Here is a 21,303-nt window from a genome sequence, read left to right as displayed (position 1 = left end):
GCGATGGCCCGCGAACCGCGCACCATCATGGCGAACCTGGTCAATGACGTCATGATCGACTGCCCGCCGGCCTCCTACGCCAGGGCGATGGCTGTGGTCACCCCGCGCAAACTGTGGCAGGCCGAACCGGGCGACTGCGTGGTGGCTCTGGCACCGTGCGATCCGGCGTTTCGCGACTACGTCGCGTCCGTCGTGGACGTCCCCGCCGACACGGTGGACGTCGTGGCGCCCTCCGCGCTGTTTCCCGGCCACCCGCTCGACGTGGTCGCCGCGCTCGACGCCACCCCCACCGTCACCGCCCGCCCGCAGCTGGCGCCGTTCGTCGTCGACGCCCGCGTCGTCGATTTCGCCCGCAGCCGCCGCCTGCGCCTGGCGGACTACCCGAGCCTGCCCGAGGAACGCACGCTGACCGCCATCCGGCGGATCAACACCAAGGCCGGGTTCCGCGAGATCGCCACCGAAATGGGCCTGCCCGTCGCCGACGGCGGTCACGCCTACGCCCCAGCCGACCTCGCCGAGCAGTTGACCCGATTCCTGCACACCCGTGAACGCGCCATCGTCAAGGTGAACCGGTCCTCCAACGGCCACGGCACCTTCGAGGTCACCGCCGCCGACATCGACCTCGTACCGCATCAGATCCGACGCTCCGTCGCCGAGGCCCCCGCCCGCCGGTGCGGCTGGGTCTACGAGGAGCGGATGGCGTTCACGGCGGTGCCGAGCATCGAGCTGTTCCTGGACGGCGCTGGCGTGCACGCCTTCTACACCTGTGACCAGCGCACCCGCGACAACGCGTGGACGGGGATGGTCACCCCGGCGGTGACGGCCGAACCGCAGGTCGTCGAGGCCGCCCACCGTATCGGAGGGTGGCTGCACCGACACGGCTTCCGCGGGTACGCCGACGTCGACGCCGGTGTCCACCCCGGCGGGTTCGTCGTGACCGAAGCCAACGTACGCCGCACCGGCGGCACCTACCTCGAAGAGCTCGCCCGGCGGCTGCACCCCGGACCCGCGCAGGCCGCCGTGCACTGGCGGGCCGACGTCCGGCCCGGCACGAACCGGCTGGACTTCCACCGGGCGGTCAAGGCGCTGGCGCACGCCGGCCTCGCCGAGCGCGCCGCACCGGCCCGCGCGACCCTGCTCGTGGACACCCTCAAGGTCGACGGTAAGTGGCGCTACCTCGTCTCGGGCCACACCGCCGAGGCGGTCGCCGCGGTCGAGAACGAGCTGACCGACATCCTGGAGCTGGTCTGATGCTGCATACCGCGTTACACCCCGGCTTCAGCAAGATCCACGGCGTGGGGGTCATCGCCCTGCGCGACATCCCCGCCGGCACGGCCGTGTGGTGGCCATGCCCCCGCTGCAGGGTGCTGCCGGCCGGCAGCGGCGACGAGACACCGCTGCCGGTGCTGGCATGGCTGGCCGAGTTCGGCTTCCGCCGGGCCGATGGCCGCCACCTCACCCCCTGCCAGGGCGCCTTCCTGATCAACCACTCCTGCGACCCGTCGGTCCTCGACGACGGGCTGTCGGTCGGCATCGCCGTGCGCGACATCCCGAAAGACATCCCAGGAGCTTGAATGTCAAGCAGCAGCCTTGCTGAGGTGATGCGACCACGCGGTCGCCTCGTCGTAGACGGTGCCGGTCTTCAGGCATCCGTGCAGGATGCCGACGAGCCGGTTGGCGAGTTGGCGCAGCGCGGCGTTGTAGCTGGCGCCGCGGGCACGTTGCCGGTCGTAGTAGGCGCGGGCACCCGGCGAGGCCTTCAACGCGGAGAACGCCTGGGTCATCAGGGCGTCGATGAGCCGGTCGTTGTGGACGAACCGGGCCGCGACGGTCCTCTTCTTCCCGGACGCGCGGGTGATCGGGCTGGTCGCGGCGTAGTTCTTCCGGGCCTTCGCGGTGGCGTAGCGGTCGTGGTCGTCACCGAACTCGGCGAGCACCCGGGCGCCGAGGACGGCACCCAGTCCGGGCTGGGACAGGATGATCTCAGCGTCCGGGTGCCGGCCAAAATGGTCCTCCACCTGCCCTTGCAGGGCCTTGACCTGCTCGTTGAGAGTGACCAGCAGGGCGACCAGGGCGCGCACCGACGCGGCGTAGGCGGTGGTGACCACGGCCGGCTGGCCGAGGTGCTCGGCACGCAGCACCGCCTGGATCGACGCGGCCTTGGCCGCGACGTCACGGCGCCGGGCCCGTTTGAGAGCGGCGCTGATCTGGCTGATACTCAGCCGGGCGGCGCTGGCCGGATCAGGGGCCTTCGCGAGGAGTTGCAGGGTGTCAGCGGCGTCGAGGTCCTCGAACGCCTCCAACGCCGCAGGGAAGTACTCCCGCAGCGCGTGCCGCAGCCGCTGCACAGCACGGGTGCGTTCCCAGATCAGCGTCTTGTGCATCCGGGTGACGACCTTGACCGCCTCGGCGTCCGCCGAGTCTCCGGCCATCGGGCTCAGTTGGTGCGAGTCGGTGCGCACCATGTCGGCCAGCATGTGCGCGTCGGCGGCGTCGCTCTTGGCCCGGGACACCGCCAGACGTTCCCGGTAGCGGGCCGCCTGCAACGGGTTGACCGGGTACACCGTGTACCCGGCGGCGACCAGCGCCTGCACCCACGGGCCCCGATCGGTCTCGATACCGATCTTCACCTGAGCAGCAGCAGCGTCGGCGTCGATGTCGTCGCCGAGCGCCGTGCCGATCATCGCGTGGAGCCTGGTGATGCCGGCGATGCCCTCGGGCAGCCTCGCCTTGGCCAGCCTGCGGCCGGAGGCGTCCATGAGCTCGACGTCGTGGTGGTCCTCCGCCCAGTCATCTCCTATGAACAGCAACGTCTCTCCCGCCTATTGAGTCGATCACCGCTGGTAGCCAGGAGGAGAACCATCAGCGACCTAATGAAGCAGTGCTCACGCCGCGACCGGGCGGGCACGACATCCCATCAGCGATCAACTCTCCACACCGACCAGCCGGGGCACGATCTTTCGTCAGGACTCGACGTCCAGGAACCCGGAGTGCTCACCGGCTGGCGGCTACCTACCCACCAGGAGTTTGCCGGATGGCTCACTCCCAGAACTCATTAGGCACCGAGGCCACATGCGACTACCGCGGCTTCCGCTTCGAGGACCCCTGGTCGTTCCGGTGCCGGTGCGGCAGCGCCGCCTGCGCCGGCACCGTGCGCGCGACGGCGTTGACACCCGACTCGGAGCTCACCGAGAGGTGGGCGAGCCTGCTGCTGCCGGCCATCGCCGCCGCGGCACGCGTGCCGCAGGAGACCCCAGTCCGCGGCGGAGACGTACACGGCACCGACAGGCTTCGGCCATGACGGCCGCAGAGCCCCCCGGCGGCGGCCTGGCAGCGGTCCTGGCCCGGCTCCGCGGCGGCACACACTCCGGCGCGCCCGCCTACCAGCAGGTCGTACGCCTGCTGACCATCGACGGCCGCGTCCCCTTCGCCCGGGCCGTGCAGGCGCTGACAGCCTGGGAGCGGATCACCCTGCTGCACGTGATCGGCGACGACGAGCTGCGACTGCGCCCGCCCGATGAGGCACGCCCCGGAGACGTCATCGTCGTGCAGGCGTCCAACGGCCGGCTGCGGCTGTGCCCGGTCGACGCGGACCACCCCCATCCGGCCGGGTACGTCGCTGGGTGCATGACACTGCCCGCCAACCTCCACGACCAGATCGAGGAGGCCGTCGCCGACTGGGAGCAGGACGAGCGCGACCAGCAGGCACAGCTGGACCGGCTGCTCGCCGGCTGGCACGACCGAGGACTACTCAAGGAGAAGGTAAGCCAGGTCGCCGACTGGGTGGACCGGGTCGAGACCGTACTGATCTACTCCGGTGAGGAGGTCTTCTCCCGGTCCGACGCGGGCACCAACACCCTGCTGCGCGACGGGCTGCTGGACAGGCTCGCCAGCGAGCACCCGGACACCTGGACCAGCGCGCAGCGGCTGTTCGTCGCTGCGGCCCACCTGCTGTTCGCCGCGGGCCGCGCGATCCGGTTCGAGGAGTTCAACGGGCGGCAGCTCACCGCAGTGGGATTGCGCGACTGGCTGGTCCAGGCACGGCGGCGCTACCAGACCGCCGCCGCCCGCCCGGCCGACCCCACGGACCACCTGGACCTGACGGCCGTGGCGCAGCAGGTCGGTGAGCTGAGCCGCGCGGTGGACCAGTCCGACTCGATGCGCTACCGGCGCGTCCACGGTACGACCTTCGCCAAGCAGGAGGTGGTGACCATGCTGCCGCAGACGCAGCGCCGCCACCGCACCCTGCCCGCACCGCTCGCGGCGTTCGCCAGGCAGACCGCCGGTGTCGAAACCACCGGGCTCGACGGCGAGGACGCCATCGGGCAGGTGGTGCGCGCGCTGCTCGAGCTGCCCGCCGAGGCCTGCCGCAACGGCGTGGAGTCGCTGCTGACGGTCATCGTGCAGGTCGCGGTCGTCGACCTGCGCGCGGACTACGGCATGTCCAGCGCGGTACGTGACCTCACGGCCCTGGCACCGGCCGGCACCGACCGTCTGGGACCCGTGCTGCAACTGCGCAAGCCGGACTTCTTCTGCGCGGTCATGCCGCATCCCCGGCTGCCCGACGACGCCGTGAACGACCTCGGCAGGATGCTGTGGCTCGTGGCCCAGCGGATGCAGTACAACCGGTGGCACTTCGCGCCCGGCAACTTCGACCGGCACGAGGTCCCGCACCAGCGCCACTACTACTTCCCGCCGTCGCTGCCGGACGTGGCCGAGCACAGCGACCTGTGGCACGGCGGGCACATCGCAGCGAGAGTTCGCTACTCACTGCGCGCCCCCGGTGCCGCGTTGTGGCGAGATCCGCTGTCCGTACGCGGCACCCCCTACCGTGGCTGCTACGACATCCGCGCCGTCCGCATGAACGGACCGGCGTTCACCCGCGACGAGCTGTGGACAGCGGTGCGCTATACGGGCCTGGTCGACGCGCTCTGGCGCACCGTCGCCGAGGCCTGCGACGCCGGTAGGGCCGTGCCGGCCGTCACCGCGTTCGACAAGGCCTGGTACGAGCAGGAGCGGTGGCGATCGGCCGGGCCGAACCTCAGTTCAGGGCCCCGGCCCGGGCGGTGATCAGCGCAGTGCAGATCGACGGCGACTCCAGGTTCACCAGATGCCCCGCGCCAGCCACCACGACCCGGCTGGCGCGGGGCATCCGCAGCTCGATCGAGCGTGCGACCTGGTGGAAGTCGGGCAGATCGTGTTCGCCGACGACCGCGGTCGCCGGCACAGTGATCTCGGCCAGCCGGTCCCAGGTGTCGGTGTCCGGCGGCACGCGTACGTCCTCGTGGAGCCAATGCCAGCCGGAGTAGTCGGCCACCATCGACCGGACACGGCACCACACCACCGGGTCGCGCCGGGCGGTGGCGAACAGCTCGTGGCCGAGCCACGCCGACCTCGCTGCGGTCAGGTCGTCCTGGTCGGCGGGTACGTCCCAGTCGATATCGTGGCGGTAGCCGCCCACATCGGCGCCGATCAGCGTCAGCGACCGCACCGCGTGCGGCCGACGAAGCGCGAACCCGAGCACGATGCGACCACCCATCGACATGCCGACCAGGTGCACGGGTCCGCCGCCCAGCGCCGCGATCACCACGGCGAGGTCGTCGGCGTGGTTGTAGGGGCCGGTCGGGCAGGTGGACCGCCCGAAGCCGCGGCAGTCGTAGGTCAGCACCCGGAAACGCCGGCGCAGACTCCGCACCTGGGGCCGCCACACCCGCTGGTCGAGCGTGAACCCGTGCACGAGGACCACTGGCTCTCCACGCCCGACACAGGTGTAGGCGAGGCACCCGCCATCGACGTCGATCGAGCCGCTGCGGCGCATTCGCCGATGTTACCTGGGCCAGGCGGATCGAATCGGGAGACTGCCGTCCATCAGGCACACCGCCCTTGCCCGCAGCGGCAGGGCGGTGTGCCTGGCAGCTCACGACCTGCGCACCAGCCGATCAGCCCGCGAGATCGCGTCCTGGAGATCTGCCGCGGCACGCTGAACCGCATCGCGGTTGCGGCGCAGCCACTCCTGCGCGTCGCGGTCTATGACAGACTGCAACCGCGCGCGAAGGTCGCTGGCCTGCTGGCACTGCGCGTCAGCCGTGGCGATCTCCACTTCGACGCTGGTCAGGCCAGCAGATGCGCCGACGGTGCTCTGGATGTGCTCGACCGCCTCCTGGGGAACCGGAGCCGATGGCCTCGGTCGGACATGAAGCCCCGGTAGGCCGCCAGGGCCGCGGTGACGTCGGGTAAGTGTAGGCGTCGGCAGCGATCTCATTGAGATCCTGCGGCAGGTACATGAGCAGCAACCATGTGGTGACGCTGCCGTACACGGCGATGCGTCCTTCCGCAGCGCATCCCGTGACGGGCGCGGACACCGCCCAGCCGTCAGGGGTGGTGATCCGGGCCCGTTCGACGGCCGGGTCGTTGAGCTGTACCGTTCGGAAACTCGATCGTGGCCCGTGAAGTGCGGTTTTGTGGTGTGGAGCTTGGGTCGACCTGGGTCGGAGTTGACGCCCCGTTGGGTGGCTCGGTTTCGGCTACGCGGCCTGCTCGTACTCGTTGATCAGCCCGTGGACGACCTTCCTGCGTCGTACTCGGACGGTACCCAAAATCGGTCACTGGGGCTGGGGCCGTGTCCTGGTCAGGTGGGCGTTGCCCGCGGCCCTGATGTGGCCGATGCCTGTTGTAGTGCGTGAGGTTTTCGCCGAGCACGGCGAGCAGATGTCGAATGTTGAGGGGCCTCGCGTTTTCCGGACAGTGGTTCGGCCGGTTCTTTCACGCCGCGATTTGAAGGTTCTCGAACTCTGCGTGGACTTCCCGGGGAGGTCGGTAGCCCACCGCTGAATGCAGACGCTGACGATTGTACCAGAATTCGATGTAGGCAGTAACGTCCCGGCGTGCCGCCTCACGAGTGGGATACTTCACACGCGACACGCGTTCGTTCTTCAGCGCACCGAAGAACGATTCCGCCATCGCATTGTCGAAACAAATTCCGGTCCGGCCAGCAGATCGCCGCAACCTCAGATCCCGAAGCGTTCTGCCGTAGTCGTCCGACATGTAGTTGCTGCCCCGGTCCGAATGAAAGATGGCGTTCTTCCTGAGTTCGCGATTCCGGGCGGCGTTACGGATGGCGCGGGATATCAACGGCGTCTGGTAGTGGTCGTCCATCGCGTATCCGATGACTTCCTTCGTGCAGCAGTCGATGACGGTCGCCAGATACAGCCACCCCTCGCCGGTCGGGATGTACGTGATGTCGCCGACGAGCTTCTCGCCAGGCGCGTCGGCGGTGAACTCCCGGCCGACGAGGTCAGGCACCGTGCCGGACGACGACTGGGTGAGACCCCACCGCCTCGGGCGGGGCTGGCACGGCACGAGCCCGAGCTCGCGCATCAGCTGGCGGACGAGTTCCGGCCCGGCGGACACGCCCTGGCGCCGCAGTTGCGCGTGGACACGTCGATGCCCGTAGGTGCCGTCGGACGCGGCGAACACCTCCTCGATGGTCGATCGAAGGTGGGCGCGGCGGGTGGCGGTCGCGGAGTCGGGGCGGGTTCGCCATTCGTAGTATCCGGACCTGGACACGCCGAGTTGTTCGCACATGAAGTCGACGGGGTAGGCGTACTTCGCGGTGTCGAGTCGCATCGTCTCGATGAACTCGTACAAGCTCGTTACCGAGGGTCCTTCGCGAAGTACGCCGCGGCTTTTTTCAGGAAGCTGTTCTCCATTTCGAGTTCCCGGTTGCGACGTTCGAGTTCCTTCAGTCGAGCGCGCTCGTCGACGCCGATCGGTGGGCTGTCCTGGGCGCCGCTGTTTTCCCGCCGGTACTGGCGGACCCAGGAACGGAGCGTCTCCGGGTGAACGTCGATCTCCCGGGCAACCTGCGACACTGGCTTGTTCGACTGTAGAACGAGTTGCACTGCTTCTTCACGGAACTCTGGGGTGTATGAGCTTATGCGTGCCATCGCGCTTCTTCCCTCGATTTTCCTTACAGGGTAACCTTATTGGCTCCCTGTCCGGAATCCTCGGGGCACCTCATGTTGTAGGTCAGGGTCCGGTTGAGGCACTCTCGCCGGACGGTGCGTACCCAGCGCTCCGCGAACGCGTTCGCCCGGGGTGCTTGGGGTGGCGTTCGGAGCACCTCGACACCCTCGGCGTGGAACACGGTGTCGAACAAGTTGGTGTACTTGGCATCCCGGTCCCGGATCAGGAACCGGAACTGGTTCGCACGATCGCCCAGGCCCATCATGAGGTTGCGGGCCTGCTGTGCCACCCACTCGCCGGTCGGGTTGGTCGTTGCGCCCAGTAGGTGGACTCGCCGGGTCGCGATCTCCATGAGGAACAGGACGTAGACGCGGGTCAGTCCGATGGTGTCGACGTGTAGGAAGTCGCAGGCCAGGATGCCTTTGGCCTGGGTGGTGAGGAACTCGGTCCAGGTCGGTCCCGCCCGTCGTGGAGCCGGACCGGCACCGGCTTTGGTGAGGATCGCCCAGATCGTACTGGCAGCGAGCCGGTAGCCCAGGCCAGTCAACTCGCCCTGGATGCGTCGGCATCCCCAGGTGGGGTTGTCCCGGGCCAGCCGTAGCACCAGCTGGCGTACCTCGGCCGTCACCGGGGGTCGACCCCGCCGCCGTCTCGGGTAGGTCCACCGCCGTGTGATCAGATCGCCGTGCCAGCGCAACAACGTGGCCGGGGTGACGAGAAACGTCGCCCACCGGGTCCGCGGCAACAGCCTCGACAGGCCGGCAAGCACCGCCCGGTCGGCGGGTTCCAGATCCGGACGGCGCACCTGCCGACGCAGGACCGCGACCTGTCGGGTCGGACCGGGGCGCGGTTCCGGCATTCCTGCCGGTCCGTTTCCCCGGCCCGCCCGCCGCACCGGACGTGCACGTCTCCGCGCATCCGGCGCTCCACAGGTTCCCGCTGGCTATGCGGTTTCGGCAGGTTGCACGCTGGTCCATGGCGTGGGGATGTTGGTCGCTCGCCAGCGGTAGCGCACGATCGGCACCTGCTGGGCGAGGAACAGCACCTCCTTGCCCTCGGTAGGGCGGCGTCCTGGACTTGCGGTCAGGAACCGCCGTCGGAGGGCCTTCCAGGTGATCCTGGGATGTCGTTTGCGCAGCCACCCGGTCACTCGCCACCAGGTGAAGTGGTCGAGGTAGTGGAAGGTCCCCGACGACACCCCGTGCCGGAAGTAGTTGCACCATCCCCGCAGCACCGAGTTGAGCTGGTGCAGCAGGTCGGCCAGGGTCTTGTGCCGTGATCCTAATGAGTTCTGGGAGTGAGCCATCCGGCAAACTCCTGGTGGGTAGGTAGCCGCCAGCCGGTGAGCACTCCGGGTTCCTGGACGTCGAGTCCTGACGAAAGATCGTGCCCCGGCTGGTCGGTGTGGAGAGTTGATCGCTGATGGGATGTCGTGCCCGCCCGGTCGCGGCGTGAGCACTGCTTCATTAGGTCGCTGATGGTTCTCCTCCTGGCTACCAGCGGTGATCGACTCAATAGGCGGGAGAGACGTTGCTGTTCATAGGAGATGACTGGGCGGAGGACCACCACGACGTCGAGCTCATGGACGCCTCCGGCCGCAGGCTGGCCAAGGCGAGGCTGCCCGAGGGCATCGCCGGCATCACCAGGCTCCACGCGATGATCGGCACGGCGCTCGGCGACGACATCGACGCCGACGCTGCTGCTGCTCAGGTGAAGATCGGTATCGAGACCGATCGGGGCCCGTGGGTGCAGGCGCTGGTCGCCGCCGGGTACACGGTGTACCCGGTCAACCCGTTGCAGGCGGCCCGCTACCGGGAACGTCTGGCGGTGTCCCGGGCCAAGAGCGACGCCGCCGACGCGCACATGCTGGCCGACATGGTGCGCACCGACTCGCACCAACTGAGCCCGATGGCCGGAGACTCGGCGGACGCCGAGGCGGTCAAGGTCGTCACCCGGATGCACAAGACGCTGATCTGGGAACGCACCCGTGCTGTGCAGCGGCTGCGGCACGCGCTGCGGGAGTACTTCCCTGCGGCGTTGGAGGCGTTCGAGGACCTCGACGCCGCTGACACCCTGCAACTCCTCGCGAAGGCCCCTGATCCGGCCAGCGCCGCCCGGCTGAGTATCAGCCAGATCAGCGCCGCTCTCAAACGGGCCCGGCGCCGTGACGTCGCGGCCAAGGCCGCGTCGATCCAGGCGGTGCTGCGTGCCGAGCACCTCGGCCAGCCGGCCGTGGTCACCACCGCCTACGCCGCGTCGGTGCGCGCCCTGGTCGCCCTGCTGGTCACTCTCAACGAGCAGGTCAAGGCCCTGCAAGGGCAGGTGGAGGACCATTTTGGCCGGCACCCGGACGCTGAGATCATCCTGTCCCAGCCCGGACTGGGTGCCGTCCTCGGCGCCCGGGTGCTCGCCGAGTTCGGTGACGACCACGACCGCTACGCCACCGCGAAGGCCCGGAAGAACTACGCCGCGACCAGCCCGATCACCCGCGCGTCCGGGAAGAAGAGGACCGTCGCGGCCCGGTTCGTCCACAACGACCGGCTCATCGACGCCCTGATGACCCAGGCGTTCTCCGCGTTGAAGGCCTCGCCGGGTGCCCGCGCCTACTACGACCGGCAACGTGCCCGCGGCGCCAGCTACAACGCCGCGCTGCGCCAACTCGCCAACCGGCTCGTCGGCATCCTGCACGGATGCCTGAAGACCGGCACCGTCTACGACGAGGCGACCGCGTGGTCGCATCACCTCAGCAAGGCTGCTGCTTGACATTCAAGCTCCTGGGATGTCTTTCGTCAACGCCCGCACCTTCGTCTTGATCGAGGTCAGAGCCTTCTTCGACGGGTAGGTGTAGACGTGGTACTTGTTGGTTCCCCGCTTGCGGCGTCGCTGGATGCGAAAGCCCAAGAAGTCGAACCCCTCGTCCAGGTGGCAGACCCGGGTCTTGGCCGGCGACAGCCGCAGCCCCAGCGGGGCGAGCACCTGCGCGACCTCCTCCCGTATGGCCTCGACGTGCGTTTGGGAGCCCATCACCATGACCGCGAAATCGTCCGCATAGCGGACGATCCGGTAGGTGGCCCCGCCACGCTGCCGATGCCGGTACCGTCTGTCGTCTGTGCCGTGGGCATCCCACTTGGCGCAGAAGTGCTCATCCAACGCCGTCAACGCGATGTTGGCGAGCAACGGACTGATCAAACCACCCTGCGGCGTGCCGGTGACCGAATCCCTGACCTGGCCACCCTCGGCCATGATGCCCGCCTTGAGGAATGCCTTGACCAGGGCCAGGACGCGTTTGTCGGCGACACGTCGGCGGACCCGATCGAGGATCGCGCAGTGTGCCAACTCGTCAAAACACGCCGTGATGTCCGCATCGAGCACCCAGCGGTAACCCTTGGACCCGAAGTAGACGATCTCGGCGATCGCGTCCTGCGCCCGCCGACGCGGCCGAAAACCGTAACTAACCGGCTTGAAAACGGCCTCGAAAATGGGCTCCAACACCAGCGCCAGACTGGCTTGCACCAGCCTGTCCATCGTCGATGGAATCCCGAGCCTTCTGACCTTCCCCGGCTGACCGGGCTTGGGAATCAGCCGTTCCCGCACCGGCAGCGGAGTGAACGTCCGGGACTTCAATTGCTGGCGAGTATCGGCCAGCAACGCCACCACGATGGTCGGACTCGCCGCGGCCATCGCCGGGGCAACCCCGTCGATGCCCGCCGTACGCGCCCCCTTGTTACGCCGCACCCGCTCCCACGCCACGACGAGGAAGTCCGGGTGACACACGAGGTTGAAAAGATCATCAAACCGGCGACCGGGATCATCGGCCGCCCAGTGGTGCAGCTTGGTCTGCATCCGTCGTACCCGTACCTGCGCCTCATCGACGTCAGGCCACGGCTCACCAGTATTCACCAGCGTCTCCAACCTTTACAGAACCGCACATACACGAACCCGCTGGGTCCCTTCGCCATGTGGCCGGCTTTCCCGACCTCGGACTACTACGAACCCGCCGCCCCATCCCCGAGCCGTCGGCGGACGACGCGCCAACCCGCCGGATCCTGCCTGGCCGGCAGACCCCGGACGGGAACTCGGGGACGGTTCCCACGTTCACCACGAACCGCTCGTCGAGGGAGGTGCCCAGCTATACCCCTGCGGCATCGCCACGGCTACGCCGCAGACCTTCACCATGGCCTCCCGACCGACGACACCACACCGGTCAAGGAGTTCCCCGTCCGCCTGCGCGGACGGGTACGCACCGCCATCCAGCCCACATCCACCGGATTCGAGCTGGCCGCGCTCTTGAGGGGCGTTACACCGCTGGTTCCTCACGTACACCTTCTCGTCTCGCTTGCCGGACCCACACCATCCGGTAGTCCTGGCATGTCCCGGCGTTGTCGGAGCTGCTTGCCACCCTCCCCGGCGTCTCCCGGATCAGGCTGCTCCCAGCTTCACCACCCTGCTGCGACAGGACGGCGGTGGAGGCCTCTCACCCCCACACGGTTCAATGGCGCCTCGTGGCGCACGATGCCGCAGCACGAGGACCTCGACCGCGTTGGCGTCCCCACCCCGGGCCAACAAGATGATCAACTGCAGTGCCTGACGAAGAATCAGGTAGCCCAACGACAGGATCATGACCGGCAGCATGACGCCATCCATCGATCCCCCGGCGGACAAAGCCGCACGTCAACGTCCGTGGCCGAGTTTTTCGAACGGTACAAGGTCGGACGGATAGGCTCGCCGTTCGGTTATGCAGGAGGCCTACGGCGTCCGGGCGTCTACGCGGCGGACGTCATGTTCGTCGATGTGGGGATCAATGTGAATCAGACACGATCCCGGTGTGAAATGCGGTGAAGCCGGACGGGCATGCGGCTGCCGGTATGGTCTCTTTCTGGGTCTGGTCGGGCATTTTGCGCCGCCGGGGCCGGTACGTGAATCGGCCACTACTGGCGCGAAGCTGAAGCAAACGTCCAGTCAGATCCAGCTTTTTGACAGGGATTCATCACGACATGTGTCAATCGTTGCAGTTTGGGTGGCGATTGTGAATATTCTTGGTGGGCGTGGAAGCTGCTTAGATTTACTCGCATCTGGATGGCCAAGCCAACCTGTACGCTGACAGTAAGTCGAAGTCGATGCCCGGACTGAACGTGTGGAGGAACCCAGTGTCGCGGTCCTGGATCAGAGCTCTGCTACTCGCATCCGTACTGGTCGTGGCTACTGCGGGTGTATCTACACCCGCCCATGCGGCCGACTACGATCTCCCGTTCACTGTGCACGATCCCTGCCACTCTCTGAGTTCGTTCCGCAGTGTCCATATCGCGATCGGCGACGCCGGATCCGGCAGCTTCACCAGCACGTCCGGCAAGATCCGGGTCCGAGGAATTTCGAGTAGCGGCGAAAGGCAACAGGTATCCGTACAGACGACCTGCAGCAGGCCGGGATCCTCCAAAACCGGCACCTGGTGTCGCTGGTTCTACGGTGACGCGAACTGGACGTTGCATATCCACATGAACTCCCCCTGGAGTTGGTGCTGACAGAGTGGTCGGTCATCACAGCGATCACCTCCGTCTTTGCGATCCTCGCCGAGCCCGAAGGCCCGGCTCAGCCACCGGGCCTGGAGGCCCGGCGCAGCGAGTCAAACGGCAGAGCAACACAGCGCCACCTAGTAGTACTTTGTTAGAGCGAGTTCCGTTACGCCGACGCAGCCGCCTACAACGACTACAGCATTCAGCCCTCCGCGTGGGAGGACGGCAAGTCCGGTACCGATCAGGTGTCACCGGACCTGTGGCAGAACCCGGTCTTCTCCCGCATGGTCGACGGCAGTGGTCCCGCGTGTGGAGGAGCCCAGGCTTACCGCTATCCCTCCATGCAGTGGATCAGCTGGAACTTCTTCACCTGCGCCTGACCCCCACCAGAGGCAACGACGTGGGGATGACCACGACAGGGGTGGGGCCGGGCTCTCCGGCCCCACCCTCCCCTCATCTCGCTACCGCGTAACGGCAGTCGAGCCTCGACCGAGAAGGACAGCTCCGATCCGTCTCAGGGGGTGCCGGGCGGTCTGCGGCGCGACGTCACCGGGGCCGGTGAATCGGTGTATCCCGCTGGCAAGGCGATCGATCGCGTCGTGGCCGCAGTCAGGTACGAGCGGGTCCGGCTCCGGCTGTCCATGAGGATCAGGGGTGATAGAGGTAGGCCGGTACGGTTTGGTGGATGGCCGAGTGCGCGAAGGCCTGTACGTCTTTCAGTAGTTGGTCGGGGGGTTGGCGTAGGTTGAGGGGCTGGTAGCCGATCTGGATGTCGGTGTTGCGGACGTGCCACGTCGTTGGCGGATCGGCGCCTTCGGCGTAGATGATCCATCCGGTCCGGAGGTTCAGCGCGGTGCAGTAGGCGAGCATCTGGTACAGGTCGGGGTTGGTGGGTCTTCCCGTGCCGGGCTCGATCTTGTACTTGGCGTCGAACACCGCTGCTGGCCGCCCGTCGATGAGGTGGAGGACGTCGGGTTCGATCCGGATCGCTCGCCCGGGATCGAGGGTGTCCTTGCCCGGGGTTTCTGTGTGGCCCGGGTAGGCCGACAGGGCGTCGCGGAGTGCGGTGCCGATGAACGCCTCGAAGACCTTCTCCATGTTGACCACGAAGGCGGCGATGGTGTGGACGCCGGTGCCGGGGTCGGCGGAGCTGTTGAGCAGGATCAGCTCGCTGAGGCGCAGAGCGGGAGCGTAGTGGGCGTTGAGCCGGCCGGCGTGCCAGACCGGCGGTGGGGTGCCGGTGGGTAGCGCGGTCACGCCGGTGAGCCGCGCGTCCAGTTCGGTCAGGTCGTCCCGGTCGACGGGTCTCAGTCGTGGTACCGCGAGCATCCGCCGGATGGCGGCGCGCAGGATCTGGTTCTCGGGGAAGTTGGGGGTGTGGTCGTCGTACTGCACCTCGATGGGTAGTGGCATGCCGGGGCGGCCGGCCAGTTGGTCGGTGAACCGGATCCGTCCGCGGATGAGCGGGAGGGCGTCGTCGACGGTGACGTATCCGCGTAGTGGCCCCGGGGCCAGTGCCCGGCGGGCCTGGCGGATCAGTGATGTCGCCAACGCGGGCCACAGGCCGGTGACCGGTATACCGGCCACGTCTTCGGGGCGGAATCCGGGGCTGGTGGCGTAGCCGAGGAAGAAGATCATGTTGGCGAGGCCGACCTTGGGTGTCACTTCGATCTCGAGGTCACCGACCCGGATGGCGCCGACTTTGCGGCCGGCCTTGATCTTCCAACGGCCGCCGTCCGCGCGGCGGACGGTGACCAGTTCGGCCGCGCGCAGCGCCGCCACCTGGGCGTCGCCCAGCGACAGCACGACCTCCTTGGAGCTCACCTCCGTCAACACGACTGGGACCGGCCCGGCCGCCGGGTTCACGTCGTTCCAACGGCCGGGTCAGCGCCGTCCGCGGTCGATCCGCGTCCAGGGCTGGGGCCGTCGGTGGTGGGCGTGTCGGCTTCGGCCCGCTGGCGGATGACTGACAGGCCGAACCTGCTGCGCACTGCCGCGCGGGTCAGGCGTCCCGCGTAGTGCTCCTCCAGCAGCGGCAGCAGATCGTGGTCCCATACCCGCTTGAGTCCACCGTCGCGGTCGGCACCGGGTCGCATGAAGTAGGAGGGGCCGATCTTGACGTCGTGATCCGCCTCCCCTATCGCCTCGTTGAGCGCCCGCAGCAACCTTGGTCGCTGGTCATCTGGTCTGCCTTGTCGCCGAAGCCATTCGTCGAGCACGGATCTGACCGGTTCCTCGTCGGGGTGCAACTCGACGAACGCGAACCGTCGCCGCATGGCGGCGTCGACCAGTGCGATCGACCGGTCGGCGGTGTTCATAGTGCCGATCAGCAGTAGGTTGGGCGGCAGGTTGAACGCCTCCGCTGGCGAGTACTGCAGGCGGACCGTGGCCTGCCGGTACTCCAGGAGGAAGTACAGCTCACCGAAGACCTTGGCCAGGTTGGCCCGATTGACTTCATCGATGACCAAACACGTACGTCCTGGTCGGGTCTTCCTTGGCCTTCGCGGCGATCTCCCGAAGCGGACCCGGAATCTTGGCGAACCCCAAAGCTCCACCGTCGGTACCCTCGACAGGCCGGAACCCCTCGAAGAAGTCCTCGTAGGCGTAGGAAGGACGTCCGCGAGGGCGTCGGCGGCCTCGGCGCGGAGTGCGCTCAGCGCGCCTGCCACCACCGCGCCCGAGAACGGCAACGCGCAGCACATCAACAGCGTCGCCAGTAACCTCCGAGGAATCCTCCCAGTTGGCCCCAAATCACTCAACGAGGAAGGGGATGGCCGAGTTGGCTGGGCCTATCCACGCCCACGCACGTAGGCTCTCGACTGTGCAGACCGGGCCCACCAGCGACACCGCAGCAGACCACACACTTGACCTGCTGACGTTGTGCGCTATCACCGACCCCGAGCTCGTCCGGGTCGACTGGCAGCTGATCGCACGCACCGCCCAGACTCCCGGCGACCTGGCCGGATGGTTCGAGGGCGAGATCCGCGAGAAGTCACCCAAGGCCGAACGCGCAGCGACGCTGATCCGGAAGTGGTCGAAGGACCGGGCTGCCCAGACCGCCGCCCGCGACGCAGCCCGCAAGCAGATGGCAGCGGCGCAAGCCGTCGGCGCAAACGTCACGACAGTGCTCGACACCGATTACCCAGCGAACCTTCGCCTGGTGCCGGACGCGCCGCCCTTCCTGTTCTACCGAGGCCACCTCGAGTCCGGCGACGCCCGCTCCATCGCCGTCGTCGGCACCCGGCAGGCCAGCGAGGACGGACGCCGCCGCGCGGCACGAATGGCTAGAGGGCTCTGTGAAGACGGGATTGTCGTAGCCTCGGGGCTCGCGCTGGGCATCGACACCGCCGCGCACACCGCCACCGTCGACCTGTCCATGCGCACAGTCGCGGTCATCGGCAACGGCATAGCCCGCCCCACCTATCCGAAGGAAAACGCTGCTCTGGCCGAGCGGATCGTCGAACAGGGTGGCGCCGTGGTGTCACAGTTCTGGCCGACCGACCCGCCGGATAGGTGGCGGTTCCCCGCCCGCAACGTGGTGATGTCCGGTTTTACCCAGGGTACGATCGTCGTCGAGGCGTCGTCCACATCGGGTGCCAAAATCCAAGCCCAGGCTGCCTATAAGCACGGCAAGCTGGTCTTCTTGCTGAAGTCTCTCGCTGCGGCGCAGAAGTGGGCGAGGGCTATGCTCGATGCCGACTCCCCTGCGGGCGACCCAACAGATCTGTTCACCGCCTCTACACCCTCGGCGTCATCCATCCGCCGGGTCGTCGAGGTCGGCGATATCTCCGACGTGCTGGGCCGCATCGCGTCCGCCGAGGCAGTACAAGCCGCCGCCGAACAGCGACTCCGGCTCGCCCAATCAGACCTGGGAGCCATGTGACCCACCCTGCGGGCCCCCCTCTGGGCTTCCCGAACTGTGCCCAATGTCCGTACCTGACCTCAGGCCCCGTCGCCATCTGCATTCGTTGTGCGATGTCTACTGTTCCGCCGCTGAGCCCCAACCGGTGCTCGCTCTGCGCGCAAGCCCTCGAAGCTGGCGCGGCCTGCCGCAACAGCACCTGCCGACAGTCCGAGGACATGCGCGGCTTCGGGACCGTGGCGGCGATCTCGATGTATTCCGAGCCGCTGAAGAGCATTCTGAAGAACTTCAAGTACGCTGAGGGCGCGGCAGGCTGGGCGCCAATCCTCGGCCGGCTGGTATTCGGGTGGCTGGAGGCGAATGCCACCATCACCAGTCAGTACGACGTCATCATCGGTAACCCCACCACAACCGACCGGCAGCCGATCCGTCACATCGAGACGATCCTCGAAGCTGCCCAAGTGGAAGACCTACGACGCCGGTGGCCGATCCGCAACGACCTGCTGCTCAAGCGCACGTCGACGCCGACCTCTGCCGGGCAAGGCCTCTACGACAAGCAGGTGGCAGCCGGCCAGCACGCCGACGCGATCGATCTGATGGCCGACTTCACCGGTGCGAAGGTGCTGCTCTTTGACGACATCTTCACCACAGGTTCCCAGCTGAGCGCCGTCGCTCGGAGACTGCGCAAGGCCGGCGCCCTCCGTATCGCCGGCCTTGTTATCGCCCGAGTCCCGTGGGGCGGCTGACCTGTCCGTTCGAAAACTCGGCCACGGTCGTTGACGTGCGGCTTTGTCCGCTGGAGGTCGGCTGTGCTGAGCGTCCATGGTGGTGGCGTCCGGGGCAGCCACGGCCCGTGTCGCGGTCCGACCGGTTTCGTCCGCCGGTAGTAGGTCGCCCGCGAGGTCCCGGTCAGCGCGCACGCCCGCTGCACCGCGACGCCCGCGTCGCGGAGTTCGCCGAACACGGCGGTCAGGATCTCCTCGGCGGGTTGTCGTTGTCCGCGCTCCCGGCGGGTTCTTCCAAGAGCGCGTGTGCTGATCCGAAAATGGACGGTGAGTGGGCAGGCGGCAGCGTCCCGGCGGAGCCGGGACGGGTTCTTGATCTGGGTCGGTCAGGCGGCTGGGGCGAGGGTGACGGTGTAGCCGAGGGCTTCGAGTTGGCGGATGTGGTTGCGTTTGCGGCGTTCGGGGTTGACGCGGGTGTCGTAGAACCCGGAGCCGATGTCGTTGAAGTGGGTTGCCGGGTCGCGGAGCAGGTGCCAGACGATGGTCAGGATGGAGCGGCCGACAGCGACGATGGCGCGTCTGTTACCGCGGCGTCGGGCGATGCGCCGATAGCGTTCGCCGAGGAAGGTGTCGGTCTTACCGGCGGCGACCGCGGCCTCGCCAAGGACTCTAGCCAGGTAGGAGTTGCCGTGGCCGGTGGAGCCGGAGCCCTTGCTCTTGCCGGCCGATTCCTTGACTCCTGGAGCGAAGCGCGCCCACGATGCGAGATGGGCCGGGGTGGGGAACCTGCTCATGTCGACCCCGACCTCGGCGATGATCACATGTGCGGTGGCCGGACCAACGCCGGGGATCTCGTCCAGACGACGCGCGACATCACCGAAGGGGCCGATCTGCCGCTCGATACGTTGGTTCACCTCGGCGATGTCCGCGGTGATCGCGTCGATGCGGGCCAGCATCCTGGTGAGCAGGAATCCGTGATGCTCGCTGAACCGGCCGACGAACGCGTCCTCCAGCTGGGTGATCTTCGCGCGTAGCCGACTGCGTGCCATCTGCGCCAGGATCTTCGGGTCGCGCTGCCCGGCGATCAGCGCGGCCATCATCTCCCGTCCGGAGGTTCCGAAGATGTCGCTGGCCACCACGCTCAGCTTGATCTGGGCATCCTCGAGCAGCTTCTCGACCCGGCTGCGTTCGGCGGTCCGGGCGGCAATCAGATCGACCCGATAGCGAGTCAGGTCCCGCAGCTCGCGGATCGGTGCCGGCGGTACGAAGCTCGGCCGGATCATCTGCCGTTCGGCGACCTTGCACAGCCAGACCGCGTCGAGCCGGTCGATCTTCGGACGTCCGGGTAGATGCTTGACGTCCTTGGCGTTGACCAGCCATGCGTCGACGCCGGCTGCTTCGAGCAGGTAGAACACGGGCTTCCAATAGTCCGAGGTCGATTCCATCACGACCCGGGTCACGCCCAGTTCTCGGAGCCGGTCGGCCATCGCCAGCAACGACCGGGTCATCGTGGAGTAGGTCGACACCTCCTGCCGTCGCCGCCCTCCAGGTCCCTGGCCCGGGATCCGCACGCAACACACCAGCTCGGCCTTGCCAATGTCGAGCGCCGCGATCCGCTCGATGATCTCCTCGTTGTCCTGACTTGACTCCAACACCCGGTCCTTCCACCCAGTCGGTCACAGGATGGCCGCCCGCGGGAGCTGCTGGAGTCGAAAGCGAAGCTGATCCGCGTGCTCGAAGCAACATTGAAGGGCCCATGACGCAGCTCCCCACACCCGACTTTTCCACGGCCTCGAAGACCAAGCGCACACGGCGTCAGCGAGCGGCCGCGATCATTTTCAGCCCGGAACGGGCCCGCTCAAAGAGCAGCGAGGGAACTTTTCCCATGATGTCCAACGCCATACGGGTCTTCCTCAGGTCCGCCTGCAGTTTCTCGTTCTGCCGGCGCAGCTTCTCCAACTCGATCTGGTCCGCGGACTTCTTCACCCGTGACCCGGCCCCAGCCGTGGCGGCATCCGTCTTCCCGCCGTCGACCCGGCCAAGGTGCCCGGCGTCGCGCGCCCGTGCCCACTCAATGATGTGCGACGAGTACAGGGGCCTTCCCGGCGCAGGATCGCGCCCTTCTCGCCGTTCGGGGCGTTCTCGTACTCGGCGACCATCGCGAGCTTGTACTCCGGGCTGAAGACCCGCCGCGACGGCTTCGGCGCCGGGTCGGCCCCGCTACCGGACGTCGGCTGCTTGCCAGATGAAGTGGACACGTACACAAGGATCTCCGATCCCCGTCCTCAGGTCAGCACCTCACTGACACGGGGTGTCTCACACCATCTTGACCAAGAGGGGACTCCCTCCACGAGGACGCAGAAGAAGCCTCACTGTTCAGACCGCGCCGCAAAAGGGCTCACCGTTGACGACCCTCGCGCGTGACACCTGTTCGGCGACAGTGCCGTCGCCGAACAGGTGTCACGCACCGGCAGCACGCCTCCCACCTCAGCAGCACTGCGCATCAGAACGTCGGCACGTCCGGCGCATCGAGCAGCCCGAGCCGCAGCGCGGTCATCAGAGCGTGCGCGCGGTTGGCCGCGCCCAGCTTCTCGTAGATCTTGCTGATGCGGGTTCTCGTAGTGGACTCCGAGATGAAGAGCTGCTTAGCGATTCCGGCGACGCTCATTCCGTCGGCGAGCAGCCGGAGCACCTGGCTCTCCCGCGGCGAGAGCTGCGGGCCGCCCGGGGCCAAGCGTCGCTCCATCGCCCCAGGAAGGTCCGCCGCTGTGAACGCGGAGGGACTCGATGCTGCGTGGCGGGCTGCGTCTATCACCTCATCGGCTGACGCGGTCTTGGGTACGAAGGCGCTCGCCCCGGCCTCGATCGAGGCGAACAACTGTTCGTCACCGGCGTACATGGTGAGGACCACGATGCCTGTGCTCTCGGATACCCGGCGGATCGCCCGCGTTGCCTCCAGCCCGCTGCCATCGGGAAGACGCAGGTCCATGATGATCACCTTCGGCTGGTGCGTCTCCATCTGACGCATTCCCTCCGCTGCCGTGGCAGCTTCGCCAATGACGGTGAACTGCCCGCCCTGCTCAAAGGCGTTCCGTAACCCTCTACGGATCAGGTCGTGGTCGTCGACGAGCAGGACGCTGGTCGCGCCGACCCATGCGTTCGGCAGCCGTCTCTCGACCCGTTTGATGGTCCGATTGGTCTCTGTGCTCGTTTCCTTCCGATTCGCCCGCTCGCGGAGACG

Annotated in this window: 20 protein-coding genes; 7 read left to right on the top strand and 13 right to left on the bottom strand. The window is 67.5% G+C overall.

The window, feature by feature from the left end; genetic code table 11:
* The first annotated feature begins 3 nt into the window (after positions 1-3).
* A complete protein-coding gene (locus O7610_RS20425) occupies positions 4-1,251 on the top strand; it encodes a preATP grasp domain-containing protein (RefSeq protein ID WP_289211569.1) in 1,248 nt (415 codons plus the stop codon).
* Positions 1,251-1,574 (top strand): SET domain-containing protein-lysine N-methyltransferase, encoded by a 324-nt coding sequence (locus O7610_RS20420; protein WP_289211568.1) that lies wholly within the window; start codon positions 1,251-1,253, stop codon positions 1,572-1,574. The genes O7610_RS20425 and O7610_RS20420 overlap by 1 nt, the downstream gene beginning before the upstream one ends.
* A 3-nt stretch (positions 1,575-1,577) precedes the next feature.
* Here the strand turns inward: O7610_RS20420 and O7610_RS20415 are convergent, their stop codons facing one another.
* Positions 1,578-2,810: an IS110 family RNA-guided transposase gene (locus tag O7610_RS20415; protein ID WP_281551456.1), complete on the bottom strand. Its 1,233-nt coding sequence runs from the start codon at positions 2,808-2,810 to the stop codon at positions 1,578-1,580.
* Positions 2,811-3,034: 224 nt separating this feature from the next.
* Between O7610_RS20415 and O7610_RS20410 the strand changes: the two genes are divergently transcribed.
* Both O7610_RS20410 and O7610_RS20405 read left to right on the top strand, forming a co-directional pair.
* Positions 3,035-3,301 carry a hypothetical protein gene (locus O7610_RS20410; RefSeq protein WP_289211567.1) on the top strand — a complete coding sequence of 89 codons (267 nt, stop codon included), beginning with the start codon at positions 3,035-3,037 and terminating at the stop codon, positions 3,299-3,301.
* Positions 3,298-5,070: a hypothetical protein gene (locus O7610_RS20405; protein ID WP_289211566.1), complete on the top strand. Its 1,773-nt coding sequence runs from the start codon at positions 3,298-3,300 to the stop codon at positions 5,068-5,070. The genes O7610_RS20410 and O7610_RS20405 overlap by 4 nt, the downstream gene beginning before the upstream one ends.
* On the opposite strand, the gene O7610_RS20400 is transcribed toward O7610_RS20405, so the two are convergent.
* The 5 genes from O7610_RS20400 to O7610_RS20380 all read right to left on the bottom strand — a co-directional run bounded on the left by O7610_RS20400 (position 5,042) and on the right by O7610_RS20380 (position 9,271).
* Positions 5,042-5,818 (bottom strand): alpha/beta fold hydrolase, encoded by a 777-nt coding sequence (locus tag O7610_RS20400; protein ID WP_289211565.1) that lies wholly within the window; start codon positions 5,816-5,818, stop codon positions 5,042-5,044. The two genes, O7610_RS20405 and O7610_RS20400, sit on opposite strands and share 29 nt — an antisense overlap.
* Positions 5,819-5,917: 99 nt before the next feature.
* Positions 5,918-6,100, bottom strand: a complete 183-nt coding sequence (locus tag O7610_RS20395) for a hypothetical protein (protein ID WP_289211564.1) — start codon at positions 6,098-6,100, stop codon at positions 5,918-5,920.
* A gap of 662 nt (positions 6,101-6,762) precedes the next feature.
* Positions 6,763-7,946 (bottom strand): IS3 family transposase gene (locus O7610_RS20390; RefSeq protein WP_289211211.1). Its coding sequence is split into 2 segments (ribosomal slippage): positions 6,763-7,679 and positions 7,679-7,946, totalling 1,185 coding nucleotides; the frame shifts between segments, so codons are not numbered across the junction.
* Between the two features lie 23 nt (positions 7,947-7,969).
* Complete coding sequence (locus O7610_RS20385) at positions 7,970-8,824, bottom strand: helix-turn-helix domain-containing protein (RefSeq protein WP_289211563.1); 855 nt, start codon at positions 8,822-8,824, stop codon at positions 7,970-7,972.
* 84 nt (positions 8,825-8,908) lie between these two features.
* On the bottom strand, positions 8,909-9,271 hold the full coding sequence (locus tag O7610_RS20380) for a group II intron maturase-specific domain-containing protein (protein ID WP_289211562.1): 363 nt from the start codon (positions 9,269-9,271) through the stop codon (positions 8,909-8,911).
* Between the two features lie 224 nt (positions 9,272-9,495).
* Here O7610_RS20380 and O7610_RS20375 point away from each other — a divergent pair, with 224 nt between their 5' ends.
* Positions 9,496-10,728, top strand: a complete 1,233-nt coding sequence (locus O7610_RS20375; protein WP_281551456.1) for an IS110 family RNA-guided transposase — start codon at positions 9,496-9,498, stop codon at positions 10,726-10,728.
* 3 nt (positions 10,729-10,731) lie between these two features.
* Here the strand turns inward: O7610_RS20375 and ltrA are convergent, their stop codons facing one another.
* The 3 genes from ltrA to O7610_RS20360 form a co-directional block, all read right to left on the bottom strand.
* Complete coding sequence (gene ltrA / locus O7610_RS20370) at positions 10,732-11,808, bottom strand: group II intron reverse transcriptase/maturase (protein WP_289211561.1); 1,077 nt, start codon at positions 11,806-11,808, stop codon at positions 10,732-10,734.
* 2,315 nt (positions 11,809-14,123) lie between these two features.
* Positions 14,124-15,299: an McrC family protein gene (locus O7610_RS20365; protein ID WP_289211560.1), complete on the bottom strand. Its 1,176-nt coding sequence runs from the start codon at positions 15,297-15,299 to the stop codon at positions 14,124-14,126.
* 38 nt (positions 15,300-15,337) lie between these two features.
* Positions 15,338-15,943, bottom strand: a complete 606-nt coding sequence (locus O7610_RS20360) for an AAA family ATPase (RefSeq protein ID WP_289211559.1) — start codon at positions 15,941-15,943, stop codon at positions 15,338-15,340.
* Positions 15,944-16,296: 353 nt separating this feature from the next.
* On the opposite strand from O7610_RS20360, the gene O7610_RS20355 reads away from it, so the two are divergent.
* Positions 16,297-17,358: a DNA-processing protein DprA gene (locus tag O7610_RS20355; protein ID WP_289211558.1), complete on the top strand. Its 1,062-nt coding sequence runs from the start codon at positions 16,297-16,299 to the stop codon at positions 17,356-17,358.
* Positions 17,359-17,555: 197 nt separating this feature from the next.
* On the top strand, positions 17,556-18,083 hold the full coding sequence (locus tag O7610_RS20350; RefSeq protein WP_289211557.1) for a ComF family protein: 528 nt from the start codon (positions 17,556-17,558) through the stop codon (positions 18,081-18,083).
* Between the two features lie 365 nt (positions 18,084-18,448).
* On the opposite strand, the gene O7610_RS20345 is transcribed toward O7610_RS20350, so the two are convergent.
* The 4 genes from O7610_RS20345 to O7610_RS20330 form a co-directional block, all read right to left on the bottom strand.
* On the bottom strand, positions 18,449-19,714 hold the full coding sequence (locus O7610_RS20345) for an IS110 family RNA-guided transposase (RefSeq protein WP_289211556.1): 1,266 nt from the start codon (positions 19,712-19,714) through the stop codon (positions 18,449-18,451).
* 163 nt (positions 19,715-19,877) lie between these two features.
* Positions 19,878-20,048, bottom strand: coding sequence for a hypothetical protein (locus tag O7610_RS20340; protein WP_289211555.1), 171 nt, complete (start codon positions 20,046-20,048; stop codon positions 19,878-19,880).
* Complete coding sequence (locus O7610_RS20335; RefSeq protein ID WP_289211554.1) at positions 20,045-20,320, bottom strand: hypothetical protein; 276 nt, start codon at positions 20,318-20,320, stop codon at positions 20,045-20,047. The genes O7610_RS20340 and O7610_RS20335 overlap by 4 nt, the downstream gene beginning before the upstream one ends.
* A 245-nt stretch (positions 20,321-20,565) precedes the next feature.
* The gene (locus O7610_RS20330; RefSeq protein WP_289213649.1) at positions 20,566-21,228 is read right to left on the bottom strand and encodes a response regulator transcription factor; all 663 of its coding nucleotides are present in this window, start codon (positions 21,226-21,228) and stop codon (positions 20,566-20,568) included.
* Positions 21,229-21,303: the final 75 nt, after the last annotated feature.

The sequence above is a fragment of the Solwaraspora sp. WMMA2065 genome (assembly GCF_030345075.1).
In the GTDB taxonomy this organism is placed as follows: domain Bacteria; phylum Actinomycetota; class Actinomycetes; order Mycobacteriales; family Micromonosporaceae; genus Micromonospora_E.
The sequence above is the reverse complement of the archived record's forward strand: the minus strand, read 5'-3'. Positions and strand labels throughout refer to the sequence as shown.

Coding starts and splice junctions, on each gene's coding strand:
- O7610_RS20425 (WP_289211569.1), top strand. CDS start 4: ATGGCCCGCGAACCGCGCACCATCATGGCGAACCTGGTCAATGACGTC.
- O7610_RS20420 (WP_289211568.1), top strand. CDS start 1,251: ATGCTGCATACCGCGTTACACCCCGGCTTCAGCAAGATCCACGGCGTG.
- O7610_RS20410 (WP_289211567.1), top strand. CDS start 3,035: ATGGCTCACTCCCAGAACTCATTAGGCACCGAGGCCACATGCGACTAC.
- O7610_RS20405 (WP_289211566.1), top strand. CDS start 3,298: ATGACGGCCGCAGAGCCCCCCGGCGGCGGCCTGGCAGCGGTCCTGGCC.
- O7610_RS20400 (WP_289211565.1), bottom strand. CDS start 5,818: ATGCGCCGCAGCGGCTCGATCGACGTCGATGGCGGGTGCCTCGCCTAC.
- O7610_RS20385 (WP_289211563.1), bottom strand. CDS start 8,824: ATGCCGGAACCGCGCCCCGGTCCGACCCGACAGGTCGCGGTCCTGCGT.
- O7610_RS20380 (WP_289211562.1), bottom strand. CDS start 9,271: ATGGCTCACTCCCAGAACTCATTAGGATCACGGCACAAGACCCTGGCC.
- ltrA (WP_289211561.1), bottom strand. CDS start 11,808: ATGCAGACCAAGCTGCACCACTGGGCGGCCGATGATCCCGGTCGCCGG.
- O7610_RS20350 (WP_289211557.1), top strand. CDS start 17,556: ATGCGCGGCTTCGGGACCGTGGCGGCGATCTCGATGTATTCCGAGCCG.